The 26,630-nt window shown below is 67.8% G+C and carries 24 protein-coding genes; 13 read left to right on the top strand and 11 right to left on the bottom strand.

Going from position 1 to position 26,630, the window contains the following annotated elements:
• Genes AC50X9_RS07465 through AC50X9_RS07455 form a run of 3 tightly spaced genes read right to left on the bottom strand, consistent with a single transcriptional unit; the run spans nucleotide 1 to nucleotide 3,835 of the window.
• A complete protein-coding gene (locus tag AC50X9_RS07465) occupies nucleotides 1-2,394 on the bottom strand; it encodes an aerobic carbon-monoxide dehydrogenase large subunit (RefSeq protein ID WP_494891936.1) in 2,394 nt (797 codons plus the stop codon).
• Nucleotides 2,391-2,951, bottom strand: a complete 561-nt coding sequence (locus AC50X9_RS07460; RefSeq protein ID WP_024365569.1) for a (2Fe-2S)-binding protein — start codon at nucleotides 2,949-2,951, stop codon at nucleotides 2,391-2,393. The genes AC50X9_RS07465 and AC50X9_RS07460 overlap by 4 nt, the downstream gene beginning before the upstream one ends.
• A gap of 5 nt (nucleotides 2,952-2,956) precedes the next feature.
• Nucleotides 2,957-3,835, bottom strand: a complete 879-nt coding sequence (locus tag AC50X9_RS07455; RefSeq protein WP_494891934.1) for an FAD binding domain-containing protein — start codon at nucleotides 3,833-3,835, stop codon at nucleotides 2,957-2,959.
• A 120-nt stretch (nucleotides 3,836-3,955) separates the two neighbouring features.
• Between AC50X9_RS07455 and AC50X9_RS07450 the strand changes: the two genes are divergently transcribed.
• Together AC50X9_RS07450 and AC50X9_RS07445 are read left to right on the top strand one after the other, a co-directional pair.
• The gene (locus AC50X9_RS07450; protein ID WP_494892138.1) at nucleotides 3,956-4,945 is read left to right on the top strand and encodes a LysR family transcriptional regulator; all 990 of its coding nucleotides are present in this window, start codon (nucleotides 3,956-3,958) and stop codon (nucleotides 4,943-4,945) included.
• 107 nt (nucleotides 4,946-5,052) lie between these two features.
• Nucleotides 5,053-5,370 (top strand): DUF6457 domain-containing protein, encoded by a 318-nt coding sequence (locus AC50X9_RS07445; RefSeq protein WP_494891932.1) that lies wholly within the window; start codon nucleotides 5,053-5,055, stop codon nucleotides 5,368-5,370.
• 243 nt (nucleotides 5,371-5,613) lie between these two features.
• Here the strand turns inward: AC50X9_RS07445 and AC50X9_RS07440 are convergent, their stop codons facing one another.
• A complete protein-coding gene (locus AC50X9_RS07440; RefSeq protein ID WP_494891930.1) occupies nucleotides 5,614-7,965 on the bottom strand; it encodes an FdhF/YdeP family oxidoreductase in 2,352 nt (783 codons plus the stop codon).
• Nucleotides 7,966-8,179: 214 nt separating this feature from the next.
• Here AC50X9_RS07440 and AC50X9_RS07435 point away from each other — a divergent pair, with 214 nt between their 5' ends.
• The gene (locus tag AC50X9_RS07435) at nucleotides 8,180-9,004 is read left to right on the top strand and encodes a dienelactone hydrolase family protein (protein ID WP_494891928.1); all 825 of its coding nucleotides are present in this window, start codon (nucleotides 8,180-8,182) and stop codon (nucleotides 9,002-9,004) included.
• A complete protein-coding gene (locus AC50X9_RS07430; RefSeq protein ID WP_494891926.1) occupies nucleotides 9,004-9,519 on the top strand; it encodes a TspO/MBR family protein in 516 nt (171 codons plus the stop codon). The genes AC50X9_RS07435 and AC50X9_RS07430 overlap by 1 nt, the downstream gene beginning before the upstream one ends.
• Before the next feature lie 9 nt (nucleotides 9,520-9,528).
• On the opposite strand, the gene AC50X9_RS07425 is transcribed toward AC50X9_RS07430, so the two are convergent.
• Nucleotides 9,529-11,334 carry a long-chain-fatty-acid--CoA ligase gene (locus AC50X9_RS07425; RefSeq protein WP_494891924.1) on the bottom strand — a complete coding sequence of 602 codons (1,806 nt, stop codon included), beginning with the start codon at nucleotides 11,332-11,334 and terminating at the stop codon, nucleotides 9,529-9,531.
• A 325-nt stretch (nucleotides 11,335-11,659) separates the two neighbouring features.
• Here AC50X9_RS07425 and AC50X9_RS07420 point away from each other — a divergent pair, with 325 nt between their 5' ends.
• Both AC50X9_RS07420 and AC50X9_RS07415 read left to right on the top strand, forming a co-directional pair.
• Nucleotides 11,660-13,042 (top strand): MBL fold metallo-hydrolase RNA specificity domain-containing protein, encoded by a 1,383-nt coding sequence (locus AC50X9_RS07420; RefSeq protein ID WP_494891922.1) that lies wholly within the window; start codon nucleotides 11,660-11,662, stop codon nucleotides 13,040-13,042.
• Nucleotides 13,039-14,352 (top strand): erythromycin esterase family protein, encoded by a 1,314-nt coding sequence (locus AC50X9_RS07415; RefSeq protein ID WP_494891920.1) that lies wholly within the window; start codon nucleotides 13,039-13,041, stop codon nucleotides 14,350-14,352. The genes AC50X9_RS07420 and AC50X9_RS07415 overlap by 4 nt, the downstream gene beginning before the upstream one ends.
• 157 nt (nucleotides 14,353-14,509) lie before the next feature.
• Here the strand turns inward: AC50X9_RS07415 and AC50X9_RS07410 are convergent, their stop codons facing one another.
• Entirely contained in the window at nucleotides 14,510-15,406 is an 897-nt protein-coding gene (locus AC50X9_RS07410) for a hypothetical protein (protein WP_494891918.1), read from the bottom strand.
• Between the two features lie 277 nt (nucleotides 15,407-15,683).
• Here AC50X9_RS07410 and AC50X9_RS07405 point away from each other — a divergent pair, with 277 nt between their 5' ends.
• The gene (locus tag AC50X9_RS07405; RefSeq protein WP_494891916.1) at nucleotides 15,684-16,553 is read left to right on the top strand and encodes a universal stress protein; all 870 of its coding nucleotides are present in this window, start codon (nucleotides 15,684-15,686) and stop codon (nucleotides 16,551-16,553) included.
• A gap of 223 nt (nucleotides 16,554-16,776) precedes the next feature.
• Nucleotides 16,777-17,340 carry a hypothetical protein gene (locus tag AC50X9_RS07400; protein WP_494891914.1) on the top strand — a complete coding sequence of 188 codons (564 nt, stop codon included), beginning with the start codon at nucleotides 16,777-16,779 and terminating at the stop codon, nucleotides 17,338-17,340.
• Nucleotides 17,341-17,489: 149 nt separating this feature from the next.
• On the opposite strand, the gene AC50X9_RS07395 is transcribed toward AC50X9_RS07400, so the two are convergent.
• The 4 genes from AC50X9_RS07395 to AC50X9_RS07380 form a co-directional block, all read right to left on the bottom strand.
• Nucleotides 17,490-18,242 (bottom strand): maleylpyruvate isomerase family mycothiol-dependent enzyme, encoded by a 753-nt coding sequence (locus tag AC50X9_RS07395; protein WP_494891912.1) that lies wholly within the window; start codon nucleotides 18,240-18,242, stop codon nucleotides 17,490-17,492.
• Entirely contained in the window at nucleotides 18,242-19,063 is an 822-nt protein-coding gene (locus AC50X9_RS07390; protein ID WP_494891909.1) for a fumarylacetoacetate hydrolase family protein, read from the bottom strand. The genes AC50X9_RS07395 and AC50X9_RS07390 overlap by 1 nt, the downstream gene beginning before the upstream one ends.
• Nucleotides 19,060-20,193: a cupin domain-containing protein gene (locus tag AC50X9_RS07385; protein ID WP_494891906.1), complete on the bottom strand. Its 1,134-nt coding sequence runs from the start codon at nucleotides 20,191-20,193 to the stop codon at nucleotides 19,060-19,062. Before AC50X9_RS07385 ends, AC50X9_RS07390 begins: the two co-directional genes overlap by 4 nt.
• Before the next feature lie 117 nt (nucleotides 20,194-20,310).
• A complete protein-coding gene (locus AC50X9_RS07380) occupies nucleotides 20,311-21,174 on the bottom strand; it encodes an IclR family transcriptional regulator (RefSeq protein WP_494891903.1) in 864 nt (287 codons plus the stop codon).
• An 18-nt stretch (nucleotides 21,175-21,192) separates the two neighbouring features.
• Between AC50X9_RS07380 and AC50X9_RS07375 the strand changes: the two genes are divergently transcribed.
• The 5 genes from AC50X9_RS07375 to AC50X9_RS07355 all read left to right on the top strand — a co-directional run bounded on the left by AC50X9_RS07375 (nucleotide 21,193) and on the right by AC50X9_RS07355 (nucleotide 26,073).
• Nucleotides 21,193-22,557 carry an MFS transporter gene (locus AC50X9_RS07375; RefSeq protein WP_494891901.1) on the top strand — a complete coding sequence of 455 codons (1,365 nt, stop codon included), beginning with the start codon at nucleotides 21,193-21,195 and terminating at the stop codon, nucleotides 22,555-22,557.
• Nucleotides 22,550-23,800 carry an FAD-dependent oxidoreductase gene (locus AC50X9_RS07370; RefSeq protein WP_494891899.1) on the top strand — a complete coding sequence of 417 codons (1,251 nt, stop codon included), beginning with the start codon at nucleotides 22,550-22,552 and terminating at the stop codon, nucleotides 23,798-23,800. Before AC50X9_RS07375 ends, AC50X9_RS07370 begins: the two co-directional genes overlap by 8 nt.
• A 212-nt stretch (nucleotides 23,801-24,012) precedes the next feature.
• Nucleotides 24,013-25,230 (top strand): inorganic phosphate transporter, encoded by a 1,218-nt coding sequence (locus AC50X9_RS07365; protein WP_494891897.1) that lies wholly within the window; start codon nucleotides 24,013-24,015, stop codon nucleotides 25,228-25,230.
• On the top strand, nucleotides 25,227-25,448 hold the full coding sequence (locus tag AC50X9_RS07360) for a hypothetical protein (protein ID WP_494891895.1): 222 nt from the start codon (nucleotides 25,227-25,229) through the stop codon (nucleotides 25,446-25,448). The genes AC50X9_RS07365 and AC50X9_RS07360 overlap by 4 nt, the downstream gene beginning before the upstream one ends.
• A 67-nt stretch (nucleotides 25,449-25,515) precedes the next feature.
• The gene (locus tag AC50X9_RS07355; RefSeq protein ID WP_494891893.1) at nucleotides 25,516-26,073 is read left to right on the top strand and encodes a dihydrofolate reductase family protein; all 558 of its coding nucleotides are present in this window, start codon (nucleotides 25,516-25,518) and stop codon (nucleotides 26,071-26,073) included.
• A gap of 13 nt (nucleotides 26,074-26,086) precedes the next feature.
• Here AC50X9_RS07355 and AC50X9_RS07350 read toward each other — a convergent pair whose 3' ends face one another.
• On the bottom strand, nucleotides 26,087-26,551 hold the full coding sequence (locus AC50X9_RS07350; RefSeq protein WP_494891891.1) for a hotdog fold thioesterase: 465 nt from the start codon (nucleotides 26,549-26,551) through the stop codon (nucleotides 26,087-26,089).
• Nucleotides 26,552-26,630 lie beyond the last annotated feature (79 nt).

Here is a 26,630-nt window from a genome sequence, read left to right as displayed (position 1 = left end):
CTAGATCGGCGGCCTTGCCCGGCCCTGCATGGCGGCCCAGACCCGGGCCGGGGTGCAGGGCATGTCCATGTGAACCACGCCGTACGGTGCCAGCGCGTCTACCACGGCGTTCACGATCGCCGGGGGCGAGCCGACGGTGGCGGACTCGCCGATGCCTTTCGCGCCGATGGGGTGGTGCGGGGACGGGGTGACGGTGAAGCCGGTTTCCCAGTCCGGCACTTCCATCGCGGTCGGAATCAGGTAGTCCATAAAGGACCCGCCCAGGCAGTTGCCGTCGGCGTCGAACTCGATGATTTCCATCAGGGCCATCCCGACGCCGTCGGTCAGACCGCCGTGGACCTGCCCCTCGATGATCATCGGGTTGATCCGGGTTCCGCAGTCGTCCACCGCGATGAAGCGGCGGACTTTGACGTGCCCGGTGCCCGGGTCGATGTCGACCACGCAGATGTACGCGCCGAAGGGGAAGGTCAGGTTCGGCGGGTCATAGGTGACCTCGGCGTCGAGGTTCCCGTCGACCCCCTCGGGCAGCGTCAGGGTGCCGTGGGCCGCCATGGCGATTTCGGAGATGGTCTTCCCGGCGCTGGGATCGCCCTTGACGAACCAGCGGCCCTTCTCCCACTCAAGGTCCTCGGGCCGCGTCTCCAGCATGGCCGCGGCGATCAGCTTCGCCTTCTCCCGCACCTTGCGGGCGACGAGTGCGACGGCGCCGCCGCTGACCGGCGTCGAGCGGCTCCCGTACGTGCCGAGGCCGAACGGTGTCTGGTCGGTGTCGCCGTGCACGACGTCGATATCCTCCGGCGGGATGCCGAGTTCCTCGGCCACGATCTGCGCGAAGGTGGTCTCGTGGCCCTGGCCCTGGCTTTGCACTGAGAGCCGGACGACGGCCTTGCCGGTGGGGTGGACCCGCAGTTCGGCGCCGTCGGCCATCCCGAGGCCGATGATGTCGAAGTGCTTGCGCGGGCCGGCGCCGACGGTTTCGGTGAAGAAGGAGATGCCGATCCCCATGAGTTCGCCGCGGGCGCGCTTCTCCTGCTGCTCGCGGCGAAGCTCGTCATAGCCGGCCAGCTGCATGGACAGCCGCATCGCGGGCTCGTAGTTGCCGGAGTCGTACACCCAGCCGGTCTTGTTGGCGTACGGGAACTGTTCGGGTTTGATGAAGTTCTTCAGCCGCAGTTCCGCCGGGTCCATCTCCAGCTTGCGGGCCAGTATGTCGACCATCCGCTCCACCAGGTAGACGGCCTCGGTGACGCGGAAGGAGCAGGCGTAGGCGACGCCGCCGGGTGCCTTGTTCGTGTAGACGCCCGTGACGGAGCAGTAGGCGGCCTTGATGTCGTAGCTTCCGGTGAAGATCGAGAAGAAGCCGGCGGGGTACTTGGTGGGCTGGGCGGTGGCGTTGAAGGCGCCGTGGTCCGCGAGGACGCTGGTGCGTACCGCGAGGATTTTGCCGTCCTTGGTGGCCGCGATCTCGCCCTGCATGATGTAGTCGCGGGCGAAGGAGGTGGACATCAGGTTCTCCGAGCGGTCCTCCACCCATTTCACCGGCTTGCCGGTGACGATGGACCCGACCACCGCGAGGATGTAGCCCGGGTAGATGCCCACCTTGTTGCCGAAGCCGCCGCCGATGTCCGGGGACACCACACGGATCTTGTGCTCCGGGATCCCGGCGACGATCGCGAACAGGGTGCGGTGCGCGTGCGGCGCCTGGGTCGTTTCGTAGAGGGTCAGTTTGCCGTCGACGGCGTCGAAGTCGGCGATCGCCCCGCACGTCTCCATTGGCGCGGGGTGCACGCGCGGGTAGACCATCTCCTGGGAGACGACAACGTCGGCGCTCGCGAAGACGGCCTCGGTTTCGGCCTTGTCGCCCATTTCCCAGTCGAAAATGCGGTTGTCCGTCCGGCCCTCGATCTCGTCGCGGATCACGGGGGCGTCGGCGTCGAGGGCCTTCCGGGCGTCAATGACCGGGGGCAGGACGTCGTATTCGACGTCGATCAGCTCCAGCGCGTCGCGGGCGGCGTAGCGGTCCTCGGCCACGACGAAGGCGACCTCCTGGCCCTGGAAGCGGACCTTGTCCGTCACGAGGACCGCCTGGACGTCCGCGGAGAGGGTGGGGGCCCACGCGAGCTTGAGGCCGAGCAGGTCCTTGCCGGTGATGACGGCGAGGACCTTTGGGTGGGCCAGGGCATTGGTGGTGTCGATGGACACCAACCGGGCGTGTGCCACCGGGGCGCGCAGGATGGCACCGTGCAGCATGCCGGGCAGGACGATGTCGTCGAGGTAGTTGCCCTTGCCCCGCACGAAGCGCGGGTCCTCCTTGCGCTGGATCCGGCCGTAGCCGATCGGGCGGTCCGAGTCTCCTGCCGCCGGATTGCCGGGCCGTTCGTGGATAACGGTCATGCCTTCACCTCTGCGTCTTGTGTCTGGGCTGCGATGTCCTCAACCACGGTGTCCGTACCGTCGATGACCTCGTCGACCGTGGCATCACCGTCGCCGCCCGCCGGGTGGGCTGCCGCCCACTGCACCGACCGGACGATCGTGGCGTAGCCGGTGCACCGGCAGATCTGGCCCGAAATGGCCTGCCGGATCTCGGTAGTGTCCGGGTGCGGGTTCTTGTCGAGCAGGGCACGGGCGGTCAGCATCATGCCGGGGGTGCAGAAACCGCACTGCAGCCCGTGCTCCTCCATAAAGCCCTGCTGGACGGGGTCGAGGGTGGCGCCGGTGGCCAGCCCCTCGACCGTGCGGATGTCGTGGCCTGCGGCCATCGCCGCGAGGACCGTGCAGGACTTCACCGGCTGGCCGTCCATCAGGACCACGCAGGTCCCGCAGTTCGTCGTGTCACAGCCCCAGTGGGTGCCCGTCAGGCCAAGGACTTCGCGGATGTAGTGGACCAGGAGCACACGGGGCTCAATGTCGGACGTGACTTCGTTGCCGTTGACGGTCATGCTGATCTGCATCCGCTTCAGCCTTCCTGTGTCTGGGCGGCGCGGGCACACGCTTGCCGGAGCACCCGCCGGGTGAGTTCGTCGGCGAGGTGCCGTTTGTAGTCAATCGGGCCGCGCTGGTCGGCCACCGGGTCGCAGGCTTCCGCGGCGAGCCGGCCGGCCTCCACGAACAGTTCCTCCCGGGGCTGCTGGCCGCGGAGCAGTTCGGTTACCCCGGCGACGGTATGGTCGAGGCCGAGGGCGGTGAGCCCGACGGCGGCGTCGGCGATGGTGCCGTCCGCCGCGAGCGTCACGGACGCGCCGGCGGCGCCGACTGCCCAGTCGCCGACCCGGCGTTCGACCTTCTCGTAGGCGCTGCCTGACCGGGGGCGGATCGGGAAGCGGAGCTCGCACAGCAGTTCGTCCTGGCCGACCGCCGTCTCATAGGGCCCGCGGTGGAAGTCAGCCATGGCCAGGATGCGCTCGCCGGCCGGTCCGCGGATCACGGCTTCGGCACCCAGCACGTCGCAGACCGTGGACAGGTCCTCGGCCGGGTCGGCCTGGCAGAGCGATCCGCCGATAGTTCCCCGGTTGCGCACGACCGGGTCGGCGATCACGGATTCCGCGTCCCGGACGATGGGGAAGAGCGCCGCGATCTCGTCCCACTCCAGGAGCGTTGTGTGGCGCGTCAGGGCGCCGATGCGCAGTTTGTCGCCGTCACGAAGAATGAAGTCGAGTTCGTAGAGGTCGTTGATGTCGATCAGCCATTCGGGCCGGGAAAGCCGGAGCTTCATCATCGGCAGGAGGCTGTGGCCCCCGGCGACGACCCGCGACTCCGGACCGTGGCGGGAAAGGAGTTCCAGGGCGTTGTCCACTGACGTGGCCCGCACATAGTCGAAAGGAGCCGGAATCTGCATAGTCCCTACCTCACTCCAGGGCGCTGGCAACGTCGCGCAGCACCGGTTTGAGGCAAGTCTTGCCCCGCGTGATACGGAGTGTCAATATCGTCATAAGCGAAAGGTTATGACGCCGTGGCGATGACATTGAGCCAGCTCCGCACGTTCGCCCTGGTCGCCCGCCTGGGCTCGCTGCACGCTGCCGCGGAGACCCTCGGCGTCAGCGAACCGGCGGTTTCCGCTGCCCTTGCGGCGCTCCGGCAGGACCTTGGCGACCCGCTCTTCGTGCGCGCTGCCGGCGGCATCGCCCTGACCCCGGGGGGCCGGGCCCTGGCCGAACATGCCCAGGACATCGTCGGCCTGGCGGACCAGGCCCGCTGGGAAGTCGCCAACGCCAAGAACGACGCCGGACGGCTGAAGATTGTGGCCACCGCGCCCTTCGCCGAACACGCGGCCGGCCGGCTGCTGGACCTTTTCACCAGACGGGTCCCCGGCGCTTCAGTGGATGTGGTGGTGGAGTCCGCGGAGGACCTTGCCTCGCTCCTGCAGGAACGCGCGTACGACATCGCCCTGGGTGCCCGGCCGGTGCTGCCGGTCGCCCCCGTGGGGACTGCTGGGACCCATCCGGGACTGGACTGCGTATCGTTCCTGCGCTACCAGCGCGCCCTGGTCGCGGCGTCGGGGCATCCGCTGGCCCGGTTGCCAGGACCCGTGTCCGTGGCCCGGCTGCTGGACCGGCCGTGGTTTGCCGGACCGGCGGGGATCCAGGAAAGCTCGGAGGAGGGCCGCTGGCTGGCATCGACGGGGGTGGTGCCGGAGATCATCCGGCTCAGCAGCGAGACGGAAGCGCTGGCGGCGGTGCGGGCGGGGGAGGGCATCATGCTGGCGCTCGGCCATATCGTCCGGGCCGAACTGCAGAGCGGGGTCCTGGTCCGGCTGCCCGTCGTCGGGACACCGGTCACCGGCCTGTGGTGGGCGAGCACCCTGGACAACCACCGGACCACCACGATGGCGCGGACGCTGCAGCGCTTCGCCGGCACTGCGGATGCGACCGCCGCGATGGTCGCCCCCGGCGGCCCCCGGGGCCTGGAACGCCGCGGGTCGAAGTTCCACGTCGCGCTGTGGAGCTGAAGAATCCCCGGGAGGGTTTGCCTGTGTCGCGTTGCGAAACGTGGGTGTCGGTGCTACCCCTTGTGGGAAGACGATCGACAGACGCACCGCTACGAAGAGGAGTAACAATGACTTTGCCCCGGGACGAAGACAGCTCACTGCGGCACTGGAGTGCCCGCCTGATCCAGGCGCTGCAGATCCTTGACCTGGAAGTGGACCACGAGAAGATCGTCCAGGTCGCGGACGAGTCGCTCAAGGCCGTCGGGCCGCACGCTGATGCCATCAGCGCCTTCATCGTCGGCTACGCCGCGGGAACCGCGTCGACCGACGGGCGAAAGAGCACGCAGGAGGCCGTCCACGCCGCGTCCAACAAAGTCATCGAGCTCTGTGAGCACGGCGAGTCCGGCGGCCCCGACGAAAAAGGCTGGGCCAAGCGGGCCCAATAGCCGCAGCAGCCACCCCGCACCGCGGGTGCGGCGTCCGACCCCCGCGGGACATGCCCTCCCTGTGTGACCGCGGATGGACATGTGGGCATTATGTCCAGTGGCCGCGGCGGGGACTGGGCATGTCCTCCGGAGTGCGAAACACCTCCCCGCGGGACATGCCCTGCCTTTGTGGCCGCGGATGGACATGTGGGCATTATGTCCAGTGGCTGCGGCCGGGGTGGGGCATGTCCCGTGGGGTAGGCCCTACCGCGGCTGGGCCGCGCCGGGCGCCAGGGTCGTCGAGCCGTCCGGGGACTGGTCCTCGCTGGGCTCAAGCCTCACGATGACTGCTTTGGATACCGGCGTGTTGCTGCCTTCGGCCGTGTGATTCAACGGCACCAGCACGTTGGCTTCCGGGTAGTAGGCGGCCGCACAGCCGCGCGCGGTGGGGTAGGAAACCACCCGGAACTTGCGGACCATGCGCTCCACGCCGTCCTTGTACTCGCCCCGGATATCCACGAACATGCCGTCGGCCAGGCCCAGTTCCGTGATGTCCTCCGGGTGCACGAAGACCACATTGCGGCCCTTCTTGATGCCCCGGTACCGGTCGTTGTGGCCGTAGATGGTGGTGTTGAACTGATCATGGGAGCGCATGCTCTGCAGGATCAGCGTGCCCTCCGGCTTCTCCACATGCTCCAGGTCGTTGACGGTCAGCACAGCCTTTCCCGTCGGTGTCGGGAACGTGCGCGAATCCCGCGGCCCGTTCGCCAGGATGAAGCCGCCTTCGTGCCGGATCCGCTCGTTGTAGTCCTCGCAGCCGCCGACGACCCGCGAGATGTGGTCCCTGATCAGGTCGTAGTTCTTTTCGAAACCATCCCAATCGGCTCTGACCTTGTCGCCGACCAGCGCTTTGCCGAGCCTGCTGACAATCGCCGGCTCGGAGAGCAGGTTGTGCGAGACCGGTTCCACACTGCCCCAGGAGGGGTGCACGGCGCAGACTGTGTCCTCCACCGAGACGAACTGCGGTCCCGACTCCTGGATGTCGATTTCCGTCCGCCCCATGGTGGGCAGGATCAGGGCTTCGGCACCTGTCACGGTGTGGGACCGGTTGAGTTTCGTGGAAATCTGCACCGAAAGTTCGGTGTTACCCATCGCCGCTTCGGTGGCGTTGGTGTCCGAAATGGCGCCGACGAAGTTCCCGCCGAGCGCCACGAAAGCCTTGATCCCGCCGTCGCGCATTTTGTTGATGGTTTCGACGGCGTCGACGCCGTGGTCGCGGGGCGGTTCGAAGCCGAACTCCTCGCCGAGGGCATCCATAAAGGACTGCGGCATCTGCTCCCAGATGCCCATCGTGCGGTCGCCCTGGACGTTGCTGTGGCCTCGGATGGGGGAGGCGCCGGCGCCGGGCTTGCCCATGTTGCCGCGCAGCAGGAGCAGGTTGATGATCTCCTTGATCGTGGCCACGCCCTTCTTCTGCTGCGTGATGCCCATGGCCCAGGTGATGATGACCTTGTCGGCCTTCAGGTAACGGGCCGCAAGCTCGTCGATTTCCTGGGTGCGCAGTCCGGTCGCCTCCAGCACCGCCTGCTCGTCCAGCAGGGCCAGGTGCTCCCTGAGCTCTTCGAGCCCTTCACAGTGCTCGGCGAGGAAGGCGTGGTCCAGGACCGTGCCGGGGTTCTTCGCCTCGGCGTCGAGCACGCGCTTGGAGACCGCCTGCAGGAGGGCCATGTCACCGCCGATGCGGATATGCAGGAACTGGTCCGCGATCTCGGTGCCGCGGCCGATGATGCCCTTGACCTTTTGCGGGTTCTTGTACCGGCGCAGACCGGCCTCCGGGAGCGGATTGACGGCGACAATTTCGCCGCCGTTTTCCTTGCAGGCTTCCAGCTCGGTGAGCATGCGCGGGTGGTTGGTGCCCGGATTCTGCCCCATGATGATGATCAGGTCAGCTTTGGCGTAGTCGTCAAAGCTGACGGTGGCCTTGCCGATTCCGATGGTCTGGCCCATCGCCCAGCCCGAGGATTCGTGGCACATGTTGGAGCAGTCCGGCAGGTTGTTGGTGCCGTAGCCACGGACCATCAGCTGGTAGAGGAATGCGGCCTCGTTCGAGGTGCGCCCGCTGGTGTAGAAAGCGGCCTCGTCGGGCGAGTCGAGGCTTTTGAGTTTGTCCGCGATGATCCGGATCGCCTCGGGCCAGCTCACCGGCTTGTAGTGGTCCTCGCCGGCCGGCTTGTGGACGGGGTCCGTGAGCCGGCCCTGCATCCCCAGCCAGTATTCGGAGCGGGTCCGCAGTTCGCTGACGGAATGCTCCGCCCAGAACCCGCGGTCGATGACCACCGGCGTCGCCTCCCAGGTGACGGCCTTTGCACCGTTTTCACAGAATTCGAAAGTCTTGCGGTGGTTCGGGTCCGGCCAGGCACAGCTGGGGCAGTCGAAGCCGTGCTTCTGGTTCATCGCCAGGACGGTCTTGCGTGTACGTTTCACGCCCATGTGTTCGATCGCGGGTGTCATCGAGTGCAGCACGCCGGGGATGCCGGCGGCCCAGTCCTTTGGACCGTCCCCGACCTCGAGGTCCTTTTCGTCGTATTCCTCGACCTTGGGATTCTTGCGGGTCACGTGAACTTCCCTTCTGCAACCACCGCCTGTTCAGGCTGGTGCTTCTCTACTATCAAGCACACTACCTTTTGGCCTGTATCAGGCCTATCAGTTGGTCCGGAGCGCCGCAAGGGATCTGCCGTCGACGGCAGCGCCCCAGGTCCGTAGCATGTGCGGTAGACGGGGCGGCTGCAGCGCATCAGACAGTGCCGTCCCGGAACCGAAGGGGCCCTGCATGCCGGAGCAACAGGAAACGCTGGAGGGCTTCACCGAGTCGACGTTCAGCCACGGGGGCATCCAGCACCAGGTTTTCCGGGCAGGAGCGGGCCCGGCCGTGGTCCTGATCCACGAGATCCCCGGCATCCACCCCGGGGTGCTGGGCCTCGCCCGGCGCCTGATCGCGCGGGGCTACACCGTCTACCTTCCTTCCATGTTCGGGCGGCCCGGCGGAAAAGCAGGCGAGGGAATCGTGAAGTCCATCGCGAAGGTCTGCATCTCCCGTGAATTCGCTGTGCTGGCGAACCGGAGCAGCCCGGCGACGGGTTGGCTGCGCGCCCTTGCTGCCCAGGCACACCAGGAGTGCGGCGGTCCCGGCGTCGGGGCAATCGGGATGTGCATGACGGGCAGCTTCGCCCTCGCCATGGCCCTGGAACCCGCCGTCCTGGCCCCGGTCATGAGCCAGCCAGCGCTCCCGGCGGGCCTAACCGCGCGGCGGCGGGCCGCCGTCGGGCTGAACGACGAAGAGCTGGCACGGATGAAGGACCGGACCAGCCATGGGCTCCGGATCCTGGGGCTGCGGTTCAGCAATGACCGGGGGTGTCCGGCGGAGCGCTTCGCCACCCTGCGGCGCGAATTCGGTGCGGGCTTCGAAGGCATTGAGGTCGATTCTTCGCCCGGCAACCCGTTTGGGATTGCCCAGTCAGCGCACTGCGTCCTGACCGTGGACCTGGTGGACACTCCCGGCCACCCGACGAAGGCCGCGCTGGACCGGACCATCGAGTTCATTGGCGAGCGCCTGCGCCCGGGGCCCGCATCCACGACAAAGACCGAGGAGACGTGATGAAACTGATGACAGTGGTGTGGACGGCGGCTGCGCCCGGCGCGACGGCGGCGGCCGGCGGAGTGGCGACGGATCCGGACAGCGGCTGGTACCGGCGGCTGCGCAAACCGGACTGGCAGCCGCCCGCCATCGCGTTTCCGGTAGTCTGGACAGCGCTTTACGCGGACCTCGCCGTGAGTTCGGCCGTGGCACTGGACAGCAACGATGTACCCGACATCCCCGGCGGCAAAACCGCACAGCGGCAGATCCGCGCCTACCGGGGTGCCCTGGCCGCGAACCTCGTCCTCAATGCCGGGTGGAGTTGGCTCTTCTGGCGTAGCCGCCGGCCATGGCTGGCTGCGGCGGAGTGCGCCGTGCTGACGGCGAGCAGCGCCGACCTGGTGCGGCGGACGTACAAACTCAACCGCGGCGCCGGCATGTCGCTGGCCCCTTACGCGCTGTGGTGCGGTTTCGCCACTGTCCTGTCGACGGCGATCGCGGGGCTCAACCCCACGGCAGCAGGCCGGCAGCGGTAGTCCGCGGGTTCAGCGCCCGGCCACGAGGGTATCCCGGATCTCGCGGCGGAGGACCTTGCCGATGAGCGAGCGGGGAAGGGAATCGAGCACCACCACCCGGCGCGGCACCTTGTAGGCGGTCAGCTGCTTCCGGGCAAAAACCAGGAGCGCGTCAGGATCGATGGTGGTGCCCGGGATCGGCACCACGGCGGCGACGACGTCCTCGCCGCCTCCCGGGCGGGGCAGCCCGACGACCGAGACTTCCGAGACTCCAGGGAAGGTGGCGATGACGTCCTCCACCTCACTGGGCGAGACGTTGAAGCCTCCCGTGATGATCAGTTCCTTGACCCGGTCCCGGACGGTCACGAAGTAGTCGTCGTCCACCGAGACGATGTCGCCGGTGCGGAACCAGCCGCCGTCGAGCAGGGCGTCCTCGGTCTCCTCCGGCCGGTTCCAGTAGCCGGCGAACACCTGCGGGCCGCGGATCAGGAGTTCCCCCTCCTCGCCCGGGGCGCGGTCCAGCGCGACGTTCCGGGGGTCCACCACCCGGATGTCGGTCAGCGGGAACGGGACCCCCACGGTGCCCGGCTTCCGGCTGGGGCCGAAGGGGTTGCCCACCGCGATCGGGGAGGTTTCGGTCAGCCCGTAGCCCTCGATCAGGTAGCCGCCGGTCGCTTTCTCCCAGGTCTCCACGGTCGACGTCGGCAGGTTCATGGCGCCCGAGATCGAGAAGCGGATGCTTTCCAGCCCGACGCCGCGTTCCGCCGCCGCGGCGGCGATCCGGTCATAAATCGGCGGCACGGCCGGCAGGAACGTCGCGGGGGACTTCTTCAGCGCCTTCAGCACGAGGTCGACGTCGAACTTGGGAAACAGGACCAGCTTCGCGCCGATGCTCAAAGCGAACGTCATGCAAAGGGTCAGTCCATAGGCATGGAACATCGGCAGCACCGCGTACACAGTTTCCCGGCCGTCCTTGAGCCCGGGTACCCAGGCCCGGCCCTGCGCGGCATTGGCCTGCAGATTGGCGTGGCTGAGCATGGCCGCCTTGGGCAGCCCGGTGGTGCCGGAGGTGTACTGGAGGACGGCGAGGTCCTGGGCCGCCGGGCGCGGATGTTTCTTCCTGAGCTCGCCGGCGTCGAGGAGTTTCCGCCACGGCAGTACGGGCCGCGCGGCCGGCGCCGGCCGGCCCTTCGGCTGGTCCTTGGCCACGGCAAGCGCGGCGCGGGCTTTGCGGGCCGCCGGAACCGGAAGCCGCAGCGCGAGCCGCTGCAGCAGCGGCATCGCGGGAATGAGCTCCACCGAGACGATGCTGCGGAGCCCGACGTCGGGCGGCAGCTGGCGGACCCGCTCCACCGCCTTGTCCCAGACAATCGCGACGGCGGCGCCGTGGTCCTCGAACTGGTGCCGCAGTTCCCGGTCCGTGTAGAGCGGATTGTGCTCGACCACGACCGCGCCGAGGCGCAGCACGGCGTGGAAGGCAACGATGTGCTGCGGGCAGTTCGGCATCACCAGGGCAACCCGGTCGCCGGCCTTGACGCCCAGTTTTTCCAGGCCGGCGGCGGCCCGGCGGATCAGGGTGCCGAGCTCGCGGTAACTCGTCCGGGCACCGAAGAACTCCAGGGCGGTCTTCGATCCGTAGCGCCGCACGGAGGCGTCCATGAGGTCCACGAGGGAACCCTTGGGAAGCACCAGGTCCGCCGGAACACCAGGCCCGTAGGACTTCGTCCACGGGCGGTCACGCCAGGGCTGCCCTGGCAGCTGATCGGCTGTGCCGTTTGGTGCAGCGCCATTGGACTCGGCGCCATTGGACTCGGCGCGCCTGGATTTCTTCGTCATGTTCAGTCCTTGCCCCTGGGAGCCCGCGCCCCTGGGAGGGACGTGCCGGTTGTTAGCGGGCAAAAGAGCCTGCCCGGAAAAGCCTACCGGTGCGTAGCCTGGTGCTGGTGCGGGCAAGGCGGGGCGCACGACCGGGACTTCCGCCGGATGCCCGATGTCTGCCCCGTTGCCGGCCGCGGGCGGCCGCGCGCCGCCGCTGCGCCTTGGTGACCTTTGGCCCTACGGGCGGGTGGGGCGCGGGCGGAAGCTGGGGGTACATCGCCTGCGCGGGCCCGCCGTGCCCTTCGTGCCGGTGCGGGTCATTCCATGCGGGAACGGGAGCACCATGAAGCACCAGCAGCCCACCCTCCGTTTCCTCGGAGCCACCGACACAGTCACCGGCTCCCGATACCTGCTCGAGTCCGGCGGTACCCGGGTTCTGGTGGACTGCGGCCTCTTCCAGGGCTACAAACGCAGCCGCGAGCGGAACCGGGCGCCTTTCCCGGTCCCGCCGGCCTCGATCGACGCCGTGGTCCTGAGCCACGCGCACCTGGACCATACGGGTTACGTCCCTGCGCTGGTGCGGGACGGATTCACCGGGCCGGTCATCGCCACTGACGGCACCACGGACCTGTGCAAGCTGCTGCTGCCCGACAGCGGTTACCTGCAGGAGGAGGAAGCCCGCTACGCCATGCACCGGGGATCGTCCCGGCACAGTCCGGCGCTGCCGGTCTATACCGCGGCCGACGCGGTCAAATCCCTCAACAGTTTCAAGGTCCACGATTTTGACGATCCGGTGGACCTTGGCGGCGGAATGGAAATGACGTTCCTGCCGGCCGGCCACATCCTGGGTGCCGCCCAGGTCCACGTACGGATCGGCTCGCAGTCGGTGCACTTCACCGGGGACCTGGGCCGGACGGACGACCCGCTGATGAATCCGCCCCGCCCCCTGGGCGAGGCCGGCGTGCTGGTTACGGAGTCGACCTACGGGAACCGGAAGCACCCCACCGAGGATCCCGAAAAGCAGCTGGGGGACATCATCAACCGGGTCGCGAAACGTGGCGGTGTTGTGCTGTTCGCCGCGTTCGCCGTCGGCCGCGCCGAGACGCTGATGCTGTACCTGTCCCGCCTCCGCGCCAAGCACCAGATCCCGGACATCCCGGTGTACCTCAACAGCCCGATGGCGATTGACGCCTCCGGGATGTACCAGCGGCACCCCGAGGAGCACCGGCTCAAGGAGCAGGAATACCTGAACATGTACAAAGTTGCGCAGCTCACCCGCTCGGTCGATGAGTCCAAGCTGCTGAATCTCCGCGGCGGCCCGATGATCATCATCTCCGCCAGCGGAATGCTCACCGGAGGAAGGATCCTGCACCATCTGGCCGCCTACGGGCCCGACCCGAAGAACGCGGTGATTCTCAGCGGCTACCAGGCCGGCGGGACCCGCGGCGCCAGCCTGGCAGCCGGCGAACGCGAGCTCCGCGTCTACGGTGAAGACGTCAAGATCCGTGCCGAGGTGATCCAGATGGAAAGCCTCTCGGCCCATGCAGACTCCGACGGAATCATCTCGTGGATGAAGGCTGCGGCGAGCGAACCCCGGATGACGTACATCACCCACGGCGAACCGGACGCCTCGGATGCGCTGCGACTCAGGATCAAGCGCGAGCTTGGCTGGCGTGCCCGGGTCCCCGAACACCTTGAACAGATCTCCATCGAGGAGCCCCGATGACTTCCGGCCTCGCCAAATCGGCTGTCCTGGCGGAGATCCACTCGCTGGCCCGGCCGCTGAAGACGGACCGGGACCTCAACGGACTGGTCCGGCGTGCGGCGGACTGCCGCTTCGTCGCGATCGGCGAAGCCAGCCACGGCACGCACGAGTTCTACACCTGGCGCGACACCCTCAGCAGGCGTCTGATCGAGGAGGAAGGCTACAACTGGATCGGGGTGGAGGGCGACTGGCCCGACTGCTGGCGGATCAACCGCTGGGTGCGGGGCGAGGCCGGGCAGGACCAGGGCGTCCACGCCCTGCTCGGCGGCTTTGAACGCTGGCCCACCTGGATGTGGGCGAACGAGGAAGTCGCTGCGTTTCTGGACTGGCTCCGCGGTTGGAATCTTGGACGGCCGATGAGCCGGCGGGTCGGCTTCTACGGGCTGGACGTGTACTCGCTGTGGGATTCGCTCCGCGAGATCATCGGCTGGCTCGGGGACAACGTTCCGGACGCCGTCCCCTCGGCCATGCGCGCCTGGCAGTGCTTCCAGCCCCACCAGGAGGACCCGCACAAGTACGGCTGGAGCACGCGGCTGGTGCCGCAGTCCTGCGAAGCGGACGTCGTCGCGCTCCTCACCGAGGTCAGGAACCGGGCATCCAGCCCGGGAGAGCAGGGCGAGGGAGCATTCGACGCCGTGCAGAACGCCGAGGTTGCCGCGAACGCGGAGCATTACTACCGCATCATGGTCCGCGGCGACCGGCAGTCGTGGAACGTCCGGGACCACCATATGGCTGACACGATCGACCGGCTCAGCAAGCACTTGGGACCCGACTCCAAAGGCCTCATCTGGGAGCACAATACGCACGTGGGCGACGCCCGCGCGACTGACATGGCCCAGGACGGACTCGTCAACGTGGGCCAGCTGCTGCGCGAACGTCACGCCGCGGACGGTGTGATGCTGGTCGGCCTGGCCTCCCACCGGGGCGAGGTGATCGCCGCGGACGCCTGGGGCCGCCCGGAGCACATCATGCCGGTGCCGCCGGCCCGCCCGGGAAGCCACGAAGACTTCCTGCACGAGGCCTTGGGCGTGCCGTCGGTGCTGGACTTCGGCGAGGACAGGTCCGGTCCGTGGCTGTCCACCTGGCTGGGCCACCGTGCGATCGGTGTGGTCTACCATCCGGAGCGAGAGCTCGGGAACTACGTTCCTACCCGGATCGGCGAGCGCTACGACGCGCTGATCTGGTTCGAGCGCACCGCAGCCCTGCGTCCCCTGCACCACGAGGGCCCGCCCCGGGAACGGGAGTTCGAGACCGAACCGACCGGCTTCTAATCCGCTGCCGCCGGGCCGCCGAAGCATCACGACGGCGGCAGGGACATACCAGAGCAGCGGCACCAGCCGCAGTGCTGTGGCCCCGTCCGACGGAAGCGCCCGGCGGCGGGCGCCTGCTGCGTGCGGGGTTTCTGCATGACGGCTCCTGGCCGGCGGGTTAGCGGCTGCTGTTCAGCCGCACGGCCCCGGCGGCGCCGGCGGCCTGGGTCGGTGCGGCGACCGGCGGCACCGGACCGCGGGCGAGGATCCGCACGGCGCTGAGGGTCACGAATTCGTTCGGGCCGGTCCGGCCCCAGTCAGTGACATCCGTCTGGCCCTTCGCCCCCGGTGGATTCCACCAGGCGCCCTCGACCGGCCAGCGTCCGTCCGGCAGCATCTTGCCGCGCAGCAGCGCGCTGGCCTCGGCGGCGCGGGCGTCCCCGAGCAGACCCATCCGGGACAGCAACAGCAGGGCCGGAAGGATGCCATAGTGCCAGAACTCCGGGTACCGGAGCTTGACCCAGCGCGGGTCGATGGGGCGCCCGGTGGAGGAGGATTTGAAGAGCCGGTGCGCGAGCAACAGCTCCGCCGCCCGCTCCGCGGCGGCCCGGGCGGCAGGATCGCCGCTGGCCTTCCAGTATGCGTGGAGCCCCTTGGCGGCGGGCAGCGTTTCGTGGAAGGAGGAGCGGCGGCCGCTCGCGTCGGCGTCGCAGTTCCAACCGCCGTCAGGCCATTGCCAGCGGACCAGATCGTGGGCCAGCTGCGCCACCCGGGGATCCGTGGCCATGCCCAGCAGGCTGCAGACGTACAGGGCGTTGCCTTCCTGCGAGGCGCAGCGGCGGGTGAGCCCGCCGATGGTGCGGATCTGGCTGCGGTGCTGATCCCCGTGCAGCCACTCCAGCACTGTGCCGGCGGCGTCCGGCAACGAAGGGGCGTCCGCTGCCGTGACGCCGAGGTCGACGAGGGAGACCAGCCGCCAGTGCGCGCCCGCCCATTTCCGGTAGGGGTGCACGCCGAATCCGCCGTCGGGCTGCTGCCCGGCCAACAGCGAGGACACGATCCTGCCATGGTTCACGGGGCCTTCAGACCAAGGGGCGCCAAGTAATTCCACCCGCGCCGCACGGCGCACGGCAGGTTCTTCCGATGCCGCCAACCACGCAATGGCGGGCAGCAACGCGTCCTGCTCCATGGCTCGACGGTACGCACCGCGGACCTGGGGGAGTGAGGGGCTTAAGGCCCTAACCCGCGGTAGGCCCGGCGCGCACACTGAAGTGCCGGCGCACTTTCAGTACTGCCGCCCGGTTCACGCGATGCAGAAATAGACCGCGCCACGGAAAAGAGCAGGATTCAGAATGAACAAGCCAATCGTCGTCGGTATTAACGGATCGGCCGGAAGCGAGGCCGCCTTGGCTTGGGCGATTGAGCGGGCGGCGCGGGACAAGCTTCCGGTGACCGCCATCCACGCCGTGGACGATCGCTGGATGTCCCCGGATTTCCAGTACCACGAGGTCATCAGGCAGTCGGGCATGGAGCTCCTCCAGAAGGCGCAGGACCGAGCCCGGGAGCTGGCCCCCGACGTGAAGGTGGATGTCCAGCTTCGGCACGGCAGTGCCGGATCGGTGCTGCGCGAAGTGTCTAAGGAAGCCTCCATGGTGATTGTTGGCGGCCATGACAAGCACTGGTTGGACGGCGGTCCCCTGACGGACCGGGCCCTGCAGATCGTGTCCGCTTCGGAAGTCCCCGCGGCGGTCGTGCCCCTGAAAGGCGGCGCCGCGGACCGCGGGGTCGTGGTGGGTGTGGACGGCTCGGAAGAGTCCCTGCAGGCCGTGAATTTTGCCGCGGCGGAGGCAGACCGGGGCGGCGACGAGTTGACCGTAGTCCTCGCGTTCCGCAGGCCGGCCCGCTGGGTCGAAAACAAGTTGCCGAAAAGCGGACTCGCCGAATCGATCCTCGAGGAGGACCGGATTGTCCTGGCGGAATCCGTTGCCGGACTGGCCGATAAGTACCCGGACCTCGTCGTCCATCAGCGGCTGGAGACCGACGCCGAGCCCGCCAAAGCCCTGGTCGACGCCGCCAAGGAGGCCCGGCTCCTCGTGATCGGCAGCCACGGCCGGGGTGGCTTCTCCCGGATGGTGCTGGGTTCCACGGCCCACGCCGTGCTGCTCAATGTGCCGTGCCCGACGGTCGTGACCAGGCTGCACAAGGTCAAGCACGAGGCCTGACGCCGGAGCAGCGAACCGCCAAAGGGAGTGCCCCCGCCTTGAGGGCATTCCCTTTTGGCGGGACCCTTGAGCCCGCCCGGGAACGGATGGGAGGATGATGCCGTGGAGCCGTTCTTCGATTTCGTCGGGCACTTCTGGTGGCTCATCTTTCCGCTGAGCGGGCTGTTTCGGGGGCCGGGCCCGCTCCTGGTCCAGGGCCAGCGAACGCCGGCACCGGCGGCGGGTGGAGCTCTACCAGCTCCGCAACCGGGCAGCGGAGGTGGAGCAGGCCAGCCGGTCCCAAGTCCGGAAGCTGATGGAGGGCCACGACGCCGTCAACCGGCGGTGGCTCGAGTATGAACTTGACGTGGGGAAACTCATCGACTTTCCGGTCATGACCGATGTTCGCGAACCGCTTACTGTGGCGTTCCTGCGGGCGAAGCGGCAGGCCGACGGTTTGCGTCCGGGAGCCCCGGGGGACATCACGACGTCGGCGCGGCTGGCAGAATACCGTGAAGCCGTGAACAGCTTCGAACTGGCGTTCGATGTCGCCGAACGGGAAGCCCGGCGGATCAGGGACAGCAACTTCACCGGGCCGGAACGGGAACGCCTCGCGACGGCCCGGAAGCTGCTGCGGATCGCCTCGGACGCCGCCGCAACACCGGCGGAGCGGCAGACGGCGTACAAGCGCGCCCGGCGCGAACTGGACGGACTGATCGTGCTGCCGGACGCGACGCTTGCCGCGCTGGAGGAGAAGATCGCCGGGAGGCTCGACGCCGGGAGGACAACCGACCGCCGACCCGGCTGACAGTTCCGGCGGACAATGGCGGCAGTGTGAGCGCCCAGACCAAGCGCCAGCGCCCCGACACAAGGAAAGCCCCCTCGGTCGAGGGGGCTTTCCGCGTCAATGCAGGTTCCGCGCAGGTTCCGTATCAAAAAACCGCCAGGAGCTGCGGATCAGATCCACTTCGGGGCGGCCGGAACCGCCGTCGGTGACACTGCGGAGCCGGCGGCGGTTACGCCGCCGTGGCCGCGGCCGGCAGCCCATTCGACGACGGAGGCCAGCGGGCCGGAGACGACTGTTGCTGACCCGGCCGTGGTGTCCCCAAAGGTCAGGTCGCGGTCCGTCACCTTGACCACGAGGTCCGCATCGGTGCCACGGGTCTTCCAGGCGCCGGTGATGTCCTTGAGCAGCCGTTCCAGCACGGGTACCGGGATGTCCTGGAAGCGGGCGCCGTTGTCGAGATCGACGGCGTGCATCCAGACTTCGCGGGTGCGCATCCAGACGGTTTCGCTGGCGGGGACTTCGCGGCCCTGGATGGTCCGTACTTTGTGGTGCCAGGCATCTTCGGGCAGGTCGCGCCATTCCACGTTGAGGTGCACCGCGGAGTGGTCGAACAGATGCCGCAGCGCGATCGGGCTCAGCGTCGCCCCAAAGTTGATCTCGTGGTCCCGGACATCCGTGGACGCGTACATCGGGGTTTCCACCCCGGTGGCCGCCCATTCCACCAGCCGGGCAATCGCCCGGGCGTTGTAGCCGATGTGGGCCGTGATGTGGCGGCGGGTCCAGCCCGGCAGCAGTGTGTCGCCGTCGAGCTCAGCGTCGCTGAGTTCGTTGAGCTTGCGGGCGAAGAACGCCGTGCCCCGGCGTGCCTGCAGCAGTGCCGCAAGCAGCTCCGGGTCGGTCGTCTGGTCGTGGCGGGCGACCATCAGGCTTCCTTGACTACGCGGTTCTTCAGTTCTCCGAGGCCCTCGATGGTGGTGACCAGGATCTGGCCTTCCTGCAGGTAGCGCTTCGGGTCCTGGGCGTGGCCGACGCCGCCGGGGGTGCCGGTGGCGATCACATCACCGGGGTTCAGCGTGATGATGGTGGAGATGTAGGAAACCAGGAATTCCGGTGTGAAGACAACGTCGTTCGTCGGGGTCTGCTGCTGGATCTCGCCGTCGACCGCGGTGGTCATCAGGCCGCCGCTGAACTCGTCCTTGGTGACCAGGGCGGGGCCGAACGGGGTGGACTTCTCCCAGGTCTTGCCCTGCAGCCACTGGATGGTGCGGAACTGGTAGTCGCGCATGGACACGTCGTTCAGGACGGCGTAGCCGGCGATGTGGTCTGCGGCGTCGGCTTCGCTGATCCGGCGGCCCTTCTTGCCGATCACGACGGCGAGTTCGGATTCCCAGTCGACGGTGGACGATTCCTGCGGCAGGGCCAGGTCGTCGTTCGGGCCGATCAGGGATTCCTGGTACTTGGCGAACAGGGTCGGGAACTCGGGGACTTCCCGGCCCATTTCCTTGATGTGGTTGCGGTAGTTGTGGCCCACGCAGATGATCTTGCCGGGGGAGGGGACCACGGCGTCGAGGTCCGCGCCCTCCACCGGGTGCTGGGCGCCGTTGGCGGCCTTTGCGGTGGCCTCCCAGTCCGCGGAGCGCAGCAGCTCTCCGACGTCGGCGAAGCCGTCGATTTCGGTCAGGGTGTCGCCGTCCTGGCGGACAGCCTTGGTGCCGGCCTGGGTGCGGAGGGTGAGGAGTCTCATTTGTTGTTGCGTCCTTCGATGTAGGTGCGGTTGAAGTTCAGCCGTTCGAAAATGGGGGCGTCGCTGAAGTGGAAGAGGTCGAACTCGGTCTCCGCCTGCAGCGACCAGGCTGCCCAGGACGGGACGACGAACAGGTCGCCCTTCTCGAGGTTCCTGGTTTCGCCGTTGAGGACCACGGAGCCGCGGCCTTCGAAGACCTGCCACACGCTGGAGCCCACCTCATGGACGGTCTCGGTGGAGGCGCCGGCGCGGAGCCGGTGGAATTCGGCCCGGATGGTCGGCATGACGTCGCCGCCGGTGGTGGGGTTGGTGTAGCGGACCGCGGCGTGGCCCTGGGACACGGTGGCCGGGTGGCCCTCGTCCTCGAGCAGCAGCTGTTCGCGCAGGGCACGGTCGGTGTACTCCCAGCGGTAGGCGGCGATGGGGGAGCTGGTGGTGTCGTCCAGGCCGGAGAGCGGGCGCAGGCCCGGGTGGGCCCAGAGCCGCTCGGAGCGGGAGATGTCCGGGGTGGCCTCGTCCGTGACGCGCTCGGTGCCGAACTCGAAGAAGCCGGCGTCGGCGTAGTGCACGAACGGGATGTCCAGGCCGTCGATCCAGGCCATCGGCTCATCGGTGTCGTTGTGGTGGCCGTGGAAGTTCCAGCCCGGAGTCAGCAGGAAGTCGCCGCGGGACATCCGGACCGGGTCCCCGTTCACGACCGTCCAGACGCCTTCGCCCTCGACGACGAAGCGGAACGCGTTCTGCGAGTGGCGGTGCTCCGGCGCGGTCTCGCGGGCGCCGAGGTACTGGATGGCTGCCCACAGTGTCGGAGTGGCGTAGGGGGTGTTGCCCAGGCCGGGGTTGGCCAGGGCAATCGCGCGGCGTTCGCCGCCGCGGCCCACGGGGACCAGGTCACCGGCGCGGGCGGCCAGCGGGTACAGGTCGCTCCAGCGCCAGACGTGGGGCACCGCCTTGGGGGTCGGGACCATCGGCATCAGATCCGCGATTTCGGTCCAGAGCGGGATCAGGTTTTCGCGGTCAAAATCGCGGTACAGCTCTTTGAGCTGGGCAGCCTCTTCGGGCGTCGGCTCCGGGGCAGTTTGCCCTGCGGCAACTGACTCATGAGTCGTGTTCTCGGCGCTGATGGACACGTGGGCCTCCTCGGTAGTGCAGAACAGATCTTATGCGTAGGTTGACTCTACGGAGGCGGCCCTGTGATCCCCAACATATTCTGCTGGTCAGAATTGTTTGTCCGGGCCGCGGCGGACTCAGTCCGGCTGGGCCGGATTGGCCGCGATATCGACCTCCAGCTGACGACAGCTTTCCCGCAGCCGGGGGACAAGCCCGGCGTCGAAGACCCTGCGGAAGCGGGTCGCCGGGGCGGCCACGCTGAGCGCACCAACGACCTCCCCGCGCCAGTTATGCAGGGCGATCCCGAGGGCGCTGACACCATCCTCCGTGCCCTCGAAATTGGCAGCGAAGCCGTTGACGCGGATGGACTCCAACTCCCGCACGAACGCCGGGTATTCCGCGGCCGGGATGCTGTCGCCGCCGATCTCGTCGCTGTCGCTGCGGAACAGCTGATCGATCATCGGAGGGTCGAGTTCGGCCAGCATGGCCTTGCCCCCTGAGGTCTTGTTGGCGGGCATCACCGTCCCCTGCCGGTCACCTACCCGCAACACGTTGTTCCCTTCCACGGTGGCCAGGAATCGGACTTTCGTTCCCACCCGGACCATGAGATTGACCGTTTCATTGAGCTGGGCGGAGAGCAGCTCCATGTGCGGCTGGGCAAGGGAGCGGAGCAGCCTGGACCAGCTCAGCCCGGCCGGTCCCACGCCCATTGCCGGGCCAGGCAGGTAACGGCGGGTTTCATCCTGCACCGCGAAACCCCGGTAGACCAGCATGGCCAGCAGGCGGTGGGCGGTGGACGGGGCCACACCCAGCTCCGCGGCGGCGTCCTTGAGCCGCAGCGCGCCAACGTCGCGCAACAGCTGAAGGAGCTGCAGGGCATTGTCGACCGCCTCGACGGAATAGCTCGGCCGTTTCTGGACGGGCTTCCGGGTTGATTTGGAGGCGGGCGTGGCGGCGGACTCGTTCTGCACATCAGAATTATATTGTGGTTCACCTGCCATGGAGGCGACGGTAGTGGGATGAATCACACATCTTCCGCTGCAACGCCGCAACGGTCCTCGCCGGGGGCTCCTGCCCCCACTAGTGCTGGAGGCCCGGTAACCGGGTTCTCCAAAGGGTCGGCCGCCGCTGTTCTGGTCTGCTGGCTCCTGGTTGTATTCGATGGATACGACCTCATTGTCTACGGGACGGTCCAGTCCTCGCTGATCTCCGAAACCGGGTGGGGCCTGACAAAGGCCACCGCCGGAACGATCGGCTCAATGGCCTTCGTCGGCATGATGATCGGGGCCATCTTCGCCGGCCGGATGGCCGACTCGTGGGGGCGCCGCCGCACCATCATCGGCTGCGCCGTCATCTTCTCCATCTTCACCATCCTCTGCGCCTTTGCCCCCAACGCCCCCGTCTTTGGAGCCCTCCGGCTCCTCGCCGGCATCGGCCTCGGCGGCCTGGTGCCTTCGGCCAACGCCCTTGTTGCCGAACTGGTCCCGGCCAAATGGCGGTCCGTCGTCGCCACCCTGATGATGTCCGGTGTCCCGATCGGCGGATCCATCGCCGCCCTGGTCGGCATCCAGCTGATCCCGGCCTTCGGCTGGGAGTCGATGTTCCTCGTCGCCGCGCTGGCCCTGGTGATCGTGGTGCCGCTGGGACTGAAGTACCTGCCGGAGACCCTGACCCCGGTCAGCGTCGCAGCCAAGGCAGCAGACAAGGCGGCCCGCAAGACGGCCGGCAAGGGCAACTCGATCAGGGAGCCGTCCGGCTTCTCCTCACTGCTCCGCGCCCCCTACCTGGGGATCAGTGTGCTGTTCGCCGTGGCCACGATCGCAACGCTGTTCGCCTGGTACGGACTGGGCACGTGGCTGCCGAACCTGATGCAGCTGGCGGGCTACAACCTCGGTTCCGCTTTGACCTTCGCCCTGGCCCTGAACCTGGGCGCGGTCGCCGGCTCGGTCATTACCGCCTGGGCCGGGACGCGGTTCGGTCCGATCCCGACGGCGATCGCCGCCGCCGCCGTCGCGGCCGGAGCGCTTGTGGTCCTGGTGACCGGACCGTCCGTCACCGTCGTCTACCTCATGCTGGTCCTCGCCGGCGTCGGAACCCATGGCACGCAGTGCCTCATCATCGCGGCCGTGGCGAGCCACTATCCCGGACACCTGCGCGGCACCGCGCTGGGCTGGGCGCTCGGGACGGGCCGCATCGGCGCCGTCGCCGCACCCCAGGTGGGTGGCCTCCTGCTGGCCGCCGGGCTGGGCGTCAATTCCAATTTCCTGGCCTTCGCCGGTGCAGCCGCCATTGCAGCGGTCCTGCTGGCCGCCGTCGGCTTCAACCTCAAATCCAAATCGTCACTCTCACCCTCAACCTCACCTACAGGAGCAAGCAATGTCTGAGCACGCCACGTCCACCGATGTCCTCGTCATCGGAGGGGGAATGGCCGGACTGGCCGGAGCACTCGCGCTGCGTGAAAACGGCGCCAACGTCACCCTCGTGGAGCGCGCTCCCGAGTTCGGTGAGGTCGGCGCAGGACTGCAGATGGCCCCCAACGCCTCCCGCGTCCTGCAGCGCTGGGGCCTGCTGGAAAAGGCACTGGAGATCGGTGTCCAGCCCAAGCACCTGGTCTTCCGCGACGCCCTCACCGGCGAGGAGCTCACCCGCCAGACACTCGGCGGGGAGTTCGAGGAGCGCTACGGCGCGCCGTACGTCGTGATCCACCGCAGCGACCTGCACCGGGTCCTCCTCGAAGGCTGTGAGGCCGCCGGCGTCAAGCTCGTCAACGACGTTATGGTCGAAAGTGTTGAAACCGTAAACGGCCGCGGCGTGGCCCACACCGCAGCAGGAGTGGACTACGAAGCCGACGTCGTGATCGGAGCCGACGGGCTCAAGTCCACGCTGCGTCCGCTCGTGGCCACCGACGAGCCGGTCCCCTCGGCCTACGTCGCCTACCGCGGCACCGTGCCGATCACCGAGAACACCCCCAAGGCCGACCTCGAGGACGTCATCGTCTACCTCGGCCCGGACTGCCACCTCGTGCAGTACCCGCTGCGGAAGGGCGAGCTGCTGAACACCGTGGCCGTCTTCAAGTCCCCCTCCTTCGAACGCGGCGAAGAGCAGTACGGCGGCATCGACGAGCTCGAGGCGGCCTACAAGGACTGCGTCCCGGCCGTTCAGGAAGCGCTGAAGAACCTCGCCACCGGCATCCGCTGGCCGATGTACGACCGCGACCCGATCGAAAACTGGGTTGCCGGCCGGATGGTGCTGATGGGCGACGCCGCGCACCCGATGCTCCAGTACCTCGCCCAGGGCGCCTGCCAGGCCCTCGAGGATGCCGCCGTACTGCAGGACGTCAGCAACGGAACCGTCTTCACCGCGGACGGCGTCCACCCCGAGGCCTGGGACGGTGCGATCCGGGAATTCAACAACCTCCGTGCAGGCCGGACCGCCCGCGTCCAGCGCACCGCGCGTGTCTGGGGCGAATCCTGGCACGTCTCCGGGCTGGCCCGGACGCTGCGCAACCTGCTCTTCAAGAGCCGGAAGGACAATGACTTCCAGTACAACGACTGGATCTACGGCCAGACCGGCGAGGGCGTCCCCGCCCCGGAGCGCTCGGCCGGCCGGGCCAAGCTTCCGGCCTAACAACCCCGCATCACGCCGAACGCCGGACACCCTACGGGTGTCCGGCGTTCGCCGTCTCCGGCGTTGTTTTGCCCTGCTCCCTTTGACCCGTACGCTTTAACGCGTCAGGCTACTTTGCTGAACGCCGCACGTCCTCCCGGTGAAGCCTGGGTGAATCTTGCGGCACAGGGTATCGAAACTGCTGACCGTCGACTCTGCAGATTGGGCAACAGGTGGAAATCACCATCATGGTGGCGCTAGTAATATCGCTAGCGCTTTTTTTTGACTTCACCAACGGATTTCATGACACCGCCAACGCGATGGCCACCCCGATCGCCACCGGCGCGATCAAACCGAAAACGGCAGTCGCCCTGGCGGCAGTGCTGAACCTGGTGGGTGCTTTTCTGTCCACGGAAGTGGCCAAGACGGTCTCCGGCGGCATCATCAAGGAGGGATCGGACGGCATCCAGATCACCCCGGAGATCATCTTCGCGGGGCTGATGGGCGCCATCCTCTGGAACATGATCACCTGGCTCAAGGGCCTGCCCTCGAGTTCCTCGCATGCGCTCTTCGGCGGCCTGATTGGCGCGGCCATCGCGGGCATCGGAATCCACTCGATAAATTTTGAGAGCCTGATGCAGAAGGTGGTTCTTCCCGCGATCTTCGCCCCGCTCATCGCCGGCGGCGTGGCCTTCCTCTGCACCAAGCTGGCCTACGCGCTCACCTCCCGCCACGACCCGGAGTCCGGCACCAAGCTCACGCAGAAGCGCGGCGGATTCCGCACCGGCCAGATCTTCACGTCCAGCCTCGTGGCCCTGGCGCACGGCACCAACGACGCTCAGAAGACCATGGGGATCATCACGCTCGTGCTAATCGCCGCCGGTACCCAGAGTCCCGGGTCCGGACCGCAGTTCTGGGTCATCGCCGCCTGCGCCTTTGCGATCGCGATCGGCACCTACTCCGGTGGCTGGCGGATCATCCGCACCATGGGTTCGGGGCTCACCGACGTCAAGCCGGCCCAAGGCTTCGCGGCCGAAAGCAGCACGGCCTCGGCCATCCTCGCCTCCTCGCATCTGGGCTTCGCGCTGTCCACCACCCAGGTAGCCTCCGGCTCCGTGATCGGTTCGGGCATGGGCCGCCGCGGCACCACTGTCCGGTGGGGAACCGCCGGCAAGATCGCGGTCGGCTGGCTGCTCACCCTCCCGGCCGCCGGAATCGTGGGGGCGCTCACCGCCCTGCTGGTCAAGACCGGCGTCGCGGGCGTAGTCATCGCCGCCGTGGCCGGCACGGCCGCCGTGGTCTACATGTTCCTGCACTCGAAAAAGTCGGCCGTCGGCCACCACAACGCCGTCGAGGTCGAGGAAGCCGGCCAGGCTGTGCGGTTCCGCAAGAAGAAGAAAGCGATTGCCGTCAGTCGCTCCCAGGACGAGCCGAAGGACGGACTGTCATGAAATGGCTGGAACTGGTTCAAGTGGCGGGCGCAACGCTCGTCGCGGCAGTGACCGTGGTGGTCCTGTACTCCCTCGGCGTCCGGCTCACCGCCATCGCCGGTGACGTCAGCGAAAGAAAGCCGGCCTGGGTCCGGCCGCTCGCCGTCGTGTGCTTCTGCCTGTGCGGCCTCGCCGTGCTGTTCGGGCTGTATCTGATCATTCCCTACTTCAGCAAGTAACCGGCACCGGAGTTGCCGTCCACCCCGAAGGATGGGAACGCCGGCGAGTTCTGGCTAGGCTGGGCACATGCCTCGTTTCCAGTATTTTGTCGCGTCCTCGCTGGACGGATTCATTGCCACCGCCGATGACCAGCTGGACTGGCTGCTTCAGTTCGACGGTTTCGACGGCGGCAAGGAAAGCTACGACGCCTTCATGGCCGATGTCGGCTGCATCGTGATGGGCGGCGAAACCTACGCCTGGCTGCGGGAACACGAACCGGACACCTGGCCGTATCCCGACACGCCCAGCTGGGTGTTCACCCACCACGAGCATTCGGCCCCCAAGGGCGCGGACGTGACCTTTGTTCGCGGCCCCGTCGCCGAATTCATCGAGGACCTCAGGGGCAGCGCGGGAGGCAGGAACGTCTGGATCGTCGGCGGCGGGGTCCTCGCTGCCCAGTTCGCGGACGCAGGTGCGCTCGACGAGATCATCATCTCGATCATTCCCGTCGTGCTCGGCAGCGGCAAAGCGGTGCTTCCGCTGTCGGGCCCGACGGCGCCACTGGAGCTGATTGCCTCGCACACCCTGGGGCGGGGCATCGTGGAGCTAAGGTACCGGTTCGGACGGGACGCGGCGCAGCCCTGACCCGGCGAAGTGCTTAAGTGCTGATGTCGCGGATCAGGTTGGTGATGCGGGCGGAGGAAAGCCGCCGGCCCTGCTCGTCGGTCATCACAACCTCGTGGGTGGTGAGCGTCCGTCCGAGGTGGATGGCCGTGCACGTTCCGGTCACGGTGCCCGATGCGATGGCCCGGTGGTGCGTCGCGCTGACATCGATTCCCATCGCCTGACGGTTCGGGCCGGCGTGCATCCCCGCGGCAAAGGAACCGAGGGTTTCGGCGAGCACCACATGCGCGCCGCCGTGCAGAATTCCCGCCACCTGGGTGTTGCCTTCCACCGGCATGGTGCCCACCGTTCGCTCGGGGCTCATTTCCAGGAACCTGATCCCCATCTTCACCACCAGGGCGCCTACACCGTATTGCCCCAGCCAGTCGTGCATTTCCTCGGGAACCCCGGCAGCAGCCAGTTCGGCCGCGTAAGGGCCCGGCGTGAAATTGTCTTTCATGGGAACTAGGCTGGCACCTGTGAGCGAAACTACCAAACCGGCCCCTTCCCCTTCTGCAGCAGACATCTTCCCGTCCACT

The sequence above is a fragment of the Pseudarthrobacter sp. HLT1-3 genome (assembly GCF_059383535.1).
This window is presented reverse-complemented; position numbering and strand designations above follow the sequence as displayed.

Bases quoted from the DNA above. Each gene is read 5' to 3' on its own strand.
- AC50X9_RS07465 (WP_494891936.1), bottom strand. From the start codon at position 2,394: ATGACCGTTATCCACGAACGGCCCGGCAATCCGGCGGCAGGAGACTCG.
- AC50X9_RS07460 (WP_024365569.1), bottom strand. From the start codon at position 2,951: ATGCAGATCAGCATGACCGTCAACGGCAACGAAGTCACGTCCGACATT.
- AC50X9_RS07455 (WP_494891934.1), bottom strand. From the start codon at position 3,835: ATGCAGATTCCGGCTCCTTTCGACTATGTGCGGGCCACGTCAGTGGAC.
- AC50X9_RS07450 (WP_494892138.1), top strand. From the start codon at position 3,956: ATGACATTGAGCCAGCTCCGCACGTTCGCCCTGGTCGCCCGCCTGGGC.
- AC50X9_RS07445 (WP_494891932.1), top strand. From the start codon at position 5,053: ATGACTTTGCCCCGGGACGAAGACAGCTCACTGCGGCACTGGAGTGCC.
- AC50X9_RS07435 (WP_494891928.1), top strand. From the start codon at position 8,180: ATGCCGGAGCAACAGGAAACGCTGGAGGGCTTCACCGAGTCGACGTTC.
- AC50X9_RS07430 (WP_494891926.1), top strand. From the start codon at position 9,004: ATGAAACTGATGACAGTGGTGTGGACGGCGGCTGCGCCCGGCGCGACG.
- AC50X9_RS07425 (WP_494891924.1), bottom strand. From the start codon at position 11,334: ATGACGAAGAAATCCAGGCGCGCCGAGTCCAATGGCGCCGAGTCCAAT.
- AC50X9_RS07420 (WP_494891922.1), top strand. From the start codon at position 11,660: ATGAAGCACCAGCAGCCCACCCTCCGTTTCCTCGGAGCCACCGACACA.
- AC50X9_RS07415 (WP_494891920.1), top strand. From the start codon at position 13,039: ATGACTTCCGGCCTCGCCAAATCGGCTGTCCTGGCGGAGATCCACTCG.
- AC50X9_RS07405 (WP_494891916.1), top strand. From the start codon at position 15,684: ATGAACAAGCCAATCGTCGTCGGTATTAACGGATCGGCCGGAAGCGAG.
- AC50X9_RS07395 (WP_494891912.1), bottom strand. From the start codon at position 18,242: ATGGTCGCCCGCCACGACCAGACGACCGACCCGGAGCTGCTTGCGGCA.
- AC50X9_RS07390 (WP_494891909.1), bottom strand. From the start codon at position 19,063: ATGAGACTCCTCACCCTCCGCACCCAGGCCGGCACCAAGGCTGTCCGC.
- AC50X9_RS07380 (WP_494891903.1), bottom strand. From the start codon at position 21,174: ATGGCAGGTGAACCACAATATAATTCTGATGTGCAGAACGAGTCCGCC.
- AC50X9_RS07375 (WP_494891901.1), top strand. From the start codon at position 21,193: ATGAATCACACATCTTCCGCTGCAACGCCGCAACGGTCCTCGCCGGGG.
- AC50X9_RS07370 (WP_494891899.1), top strand. From the start codon at position 22,550: ATGTCTGAGCACGCCACGTCCACCGATGTCCTCGTCATCGGAGGGGGA.
- AC50X9_RS07360 (WP_494891895.1), top strand. From the start codon at position 25,227: ATGAAATGGCTGGAACTGGTTCAAGTGGCGGGCGCAACGCTCGTCGCG.
- AC50X9_RS07355 (WP_494891893.1), top strand. From the start codon at position 25,516: ATGCCTCGTTTCCAGTATTTTGTCGCGTCCTCGCTGGACGGATTCATT.
- AC50X9_RS07350 (WP_494891891.1), bottom strand. From the start codon at position 26,551: ATGAAAGACAATTTCACGCCGGGCCCTTACGCGGCCGAACTGGCTGCT.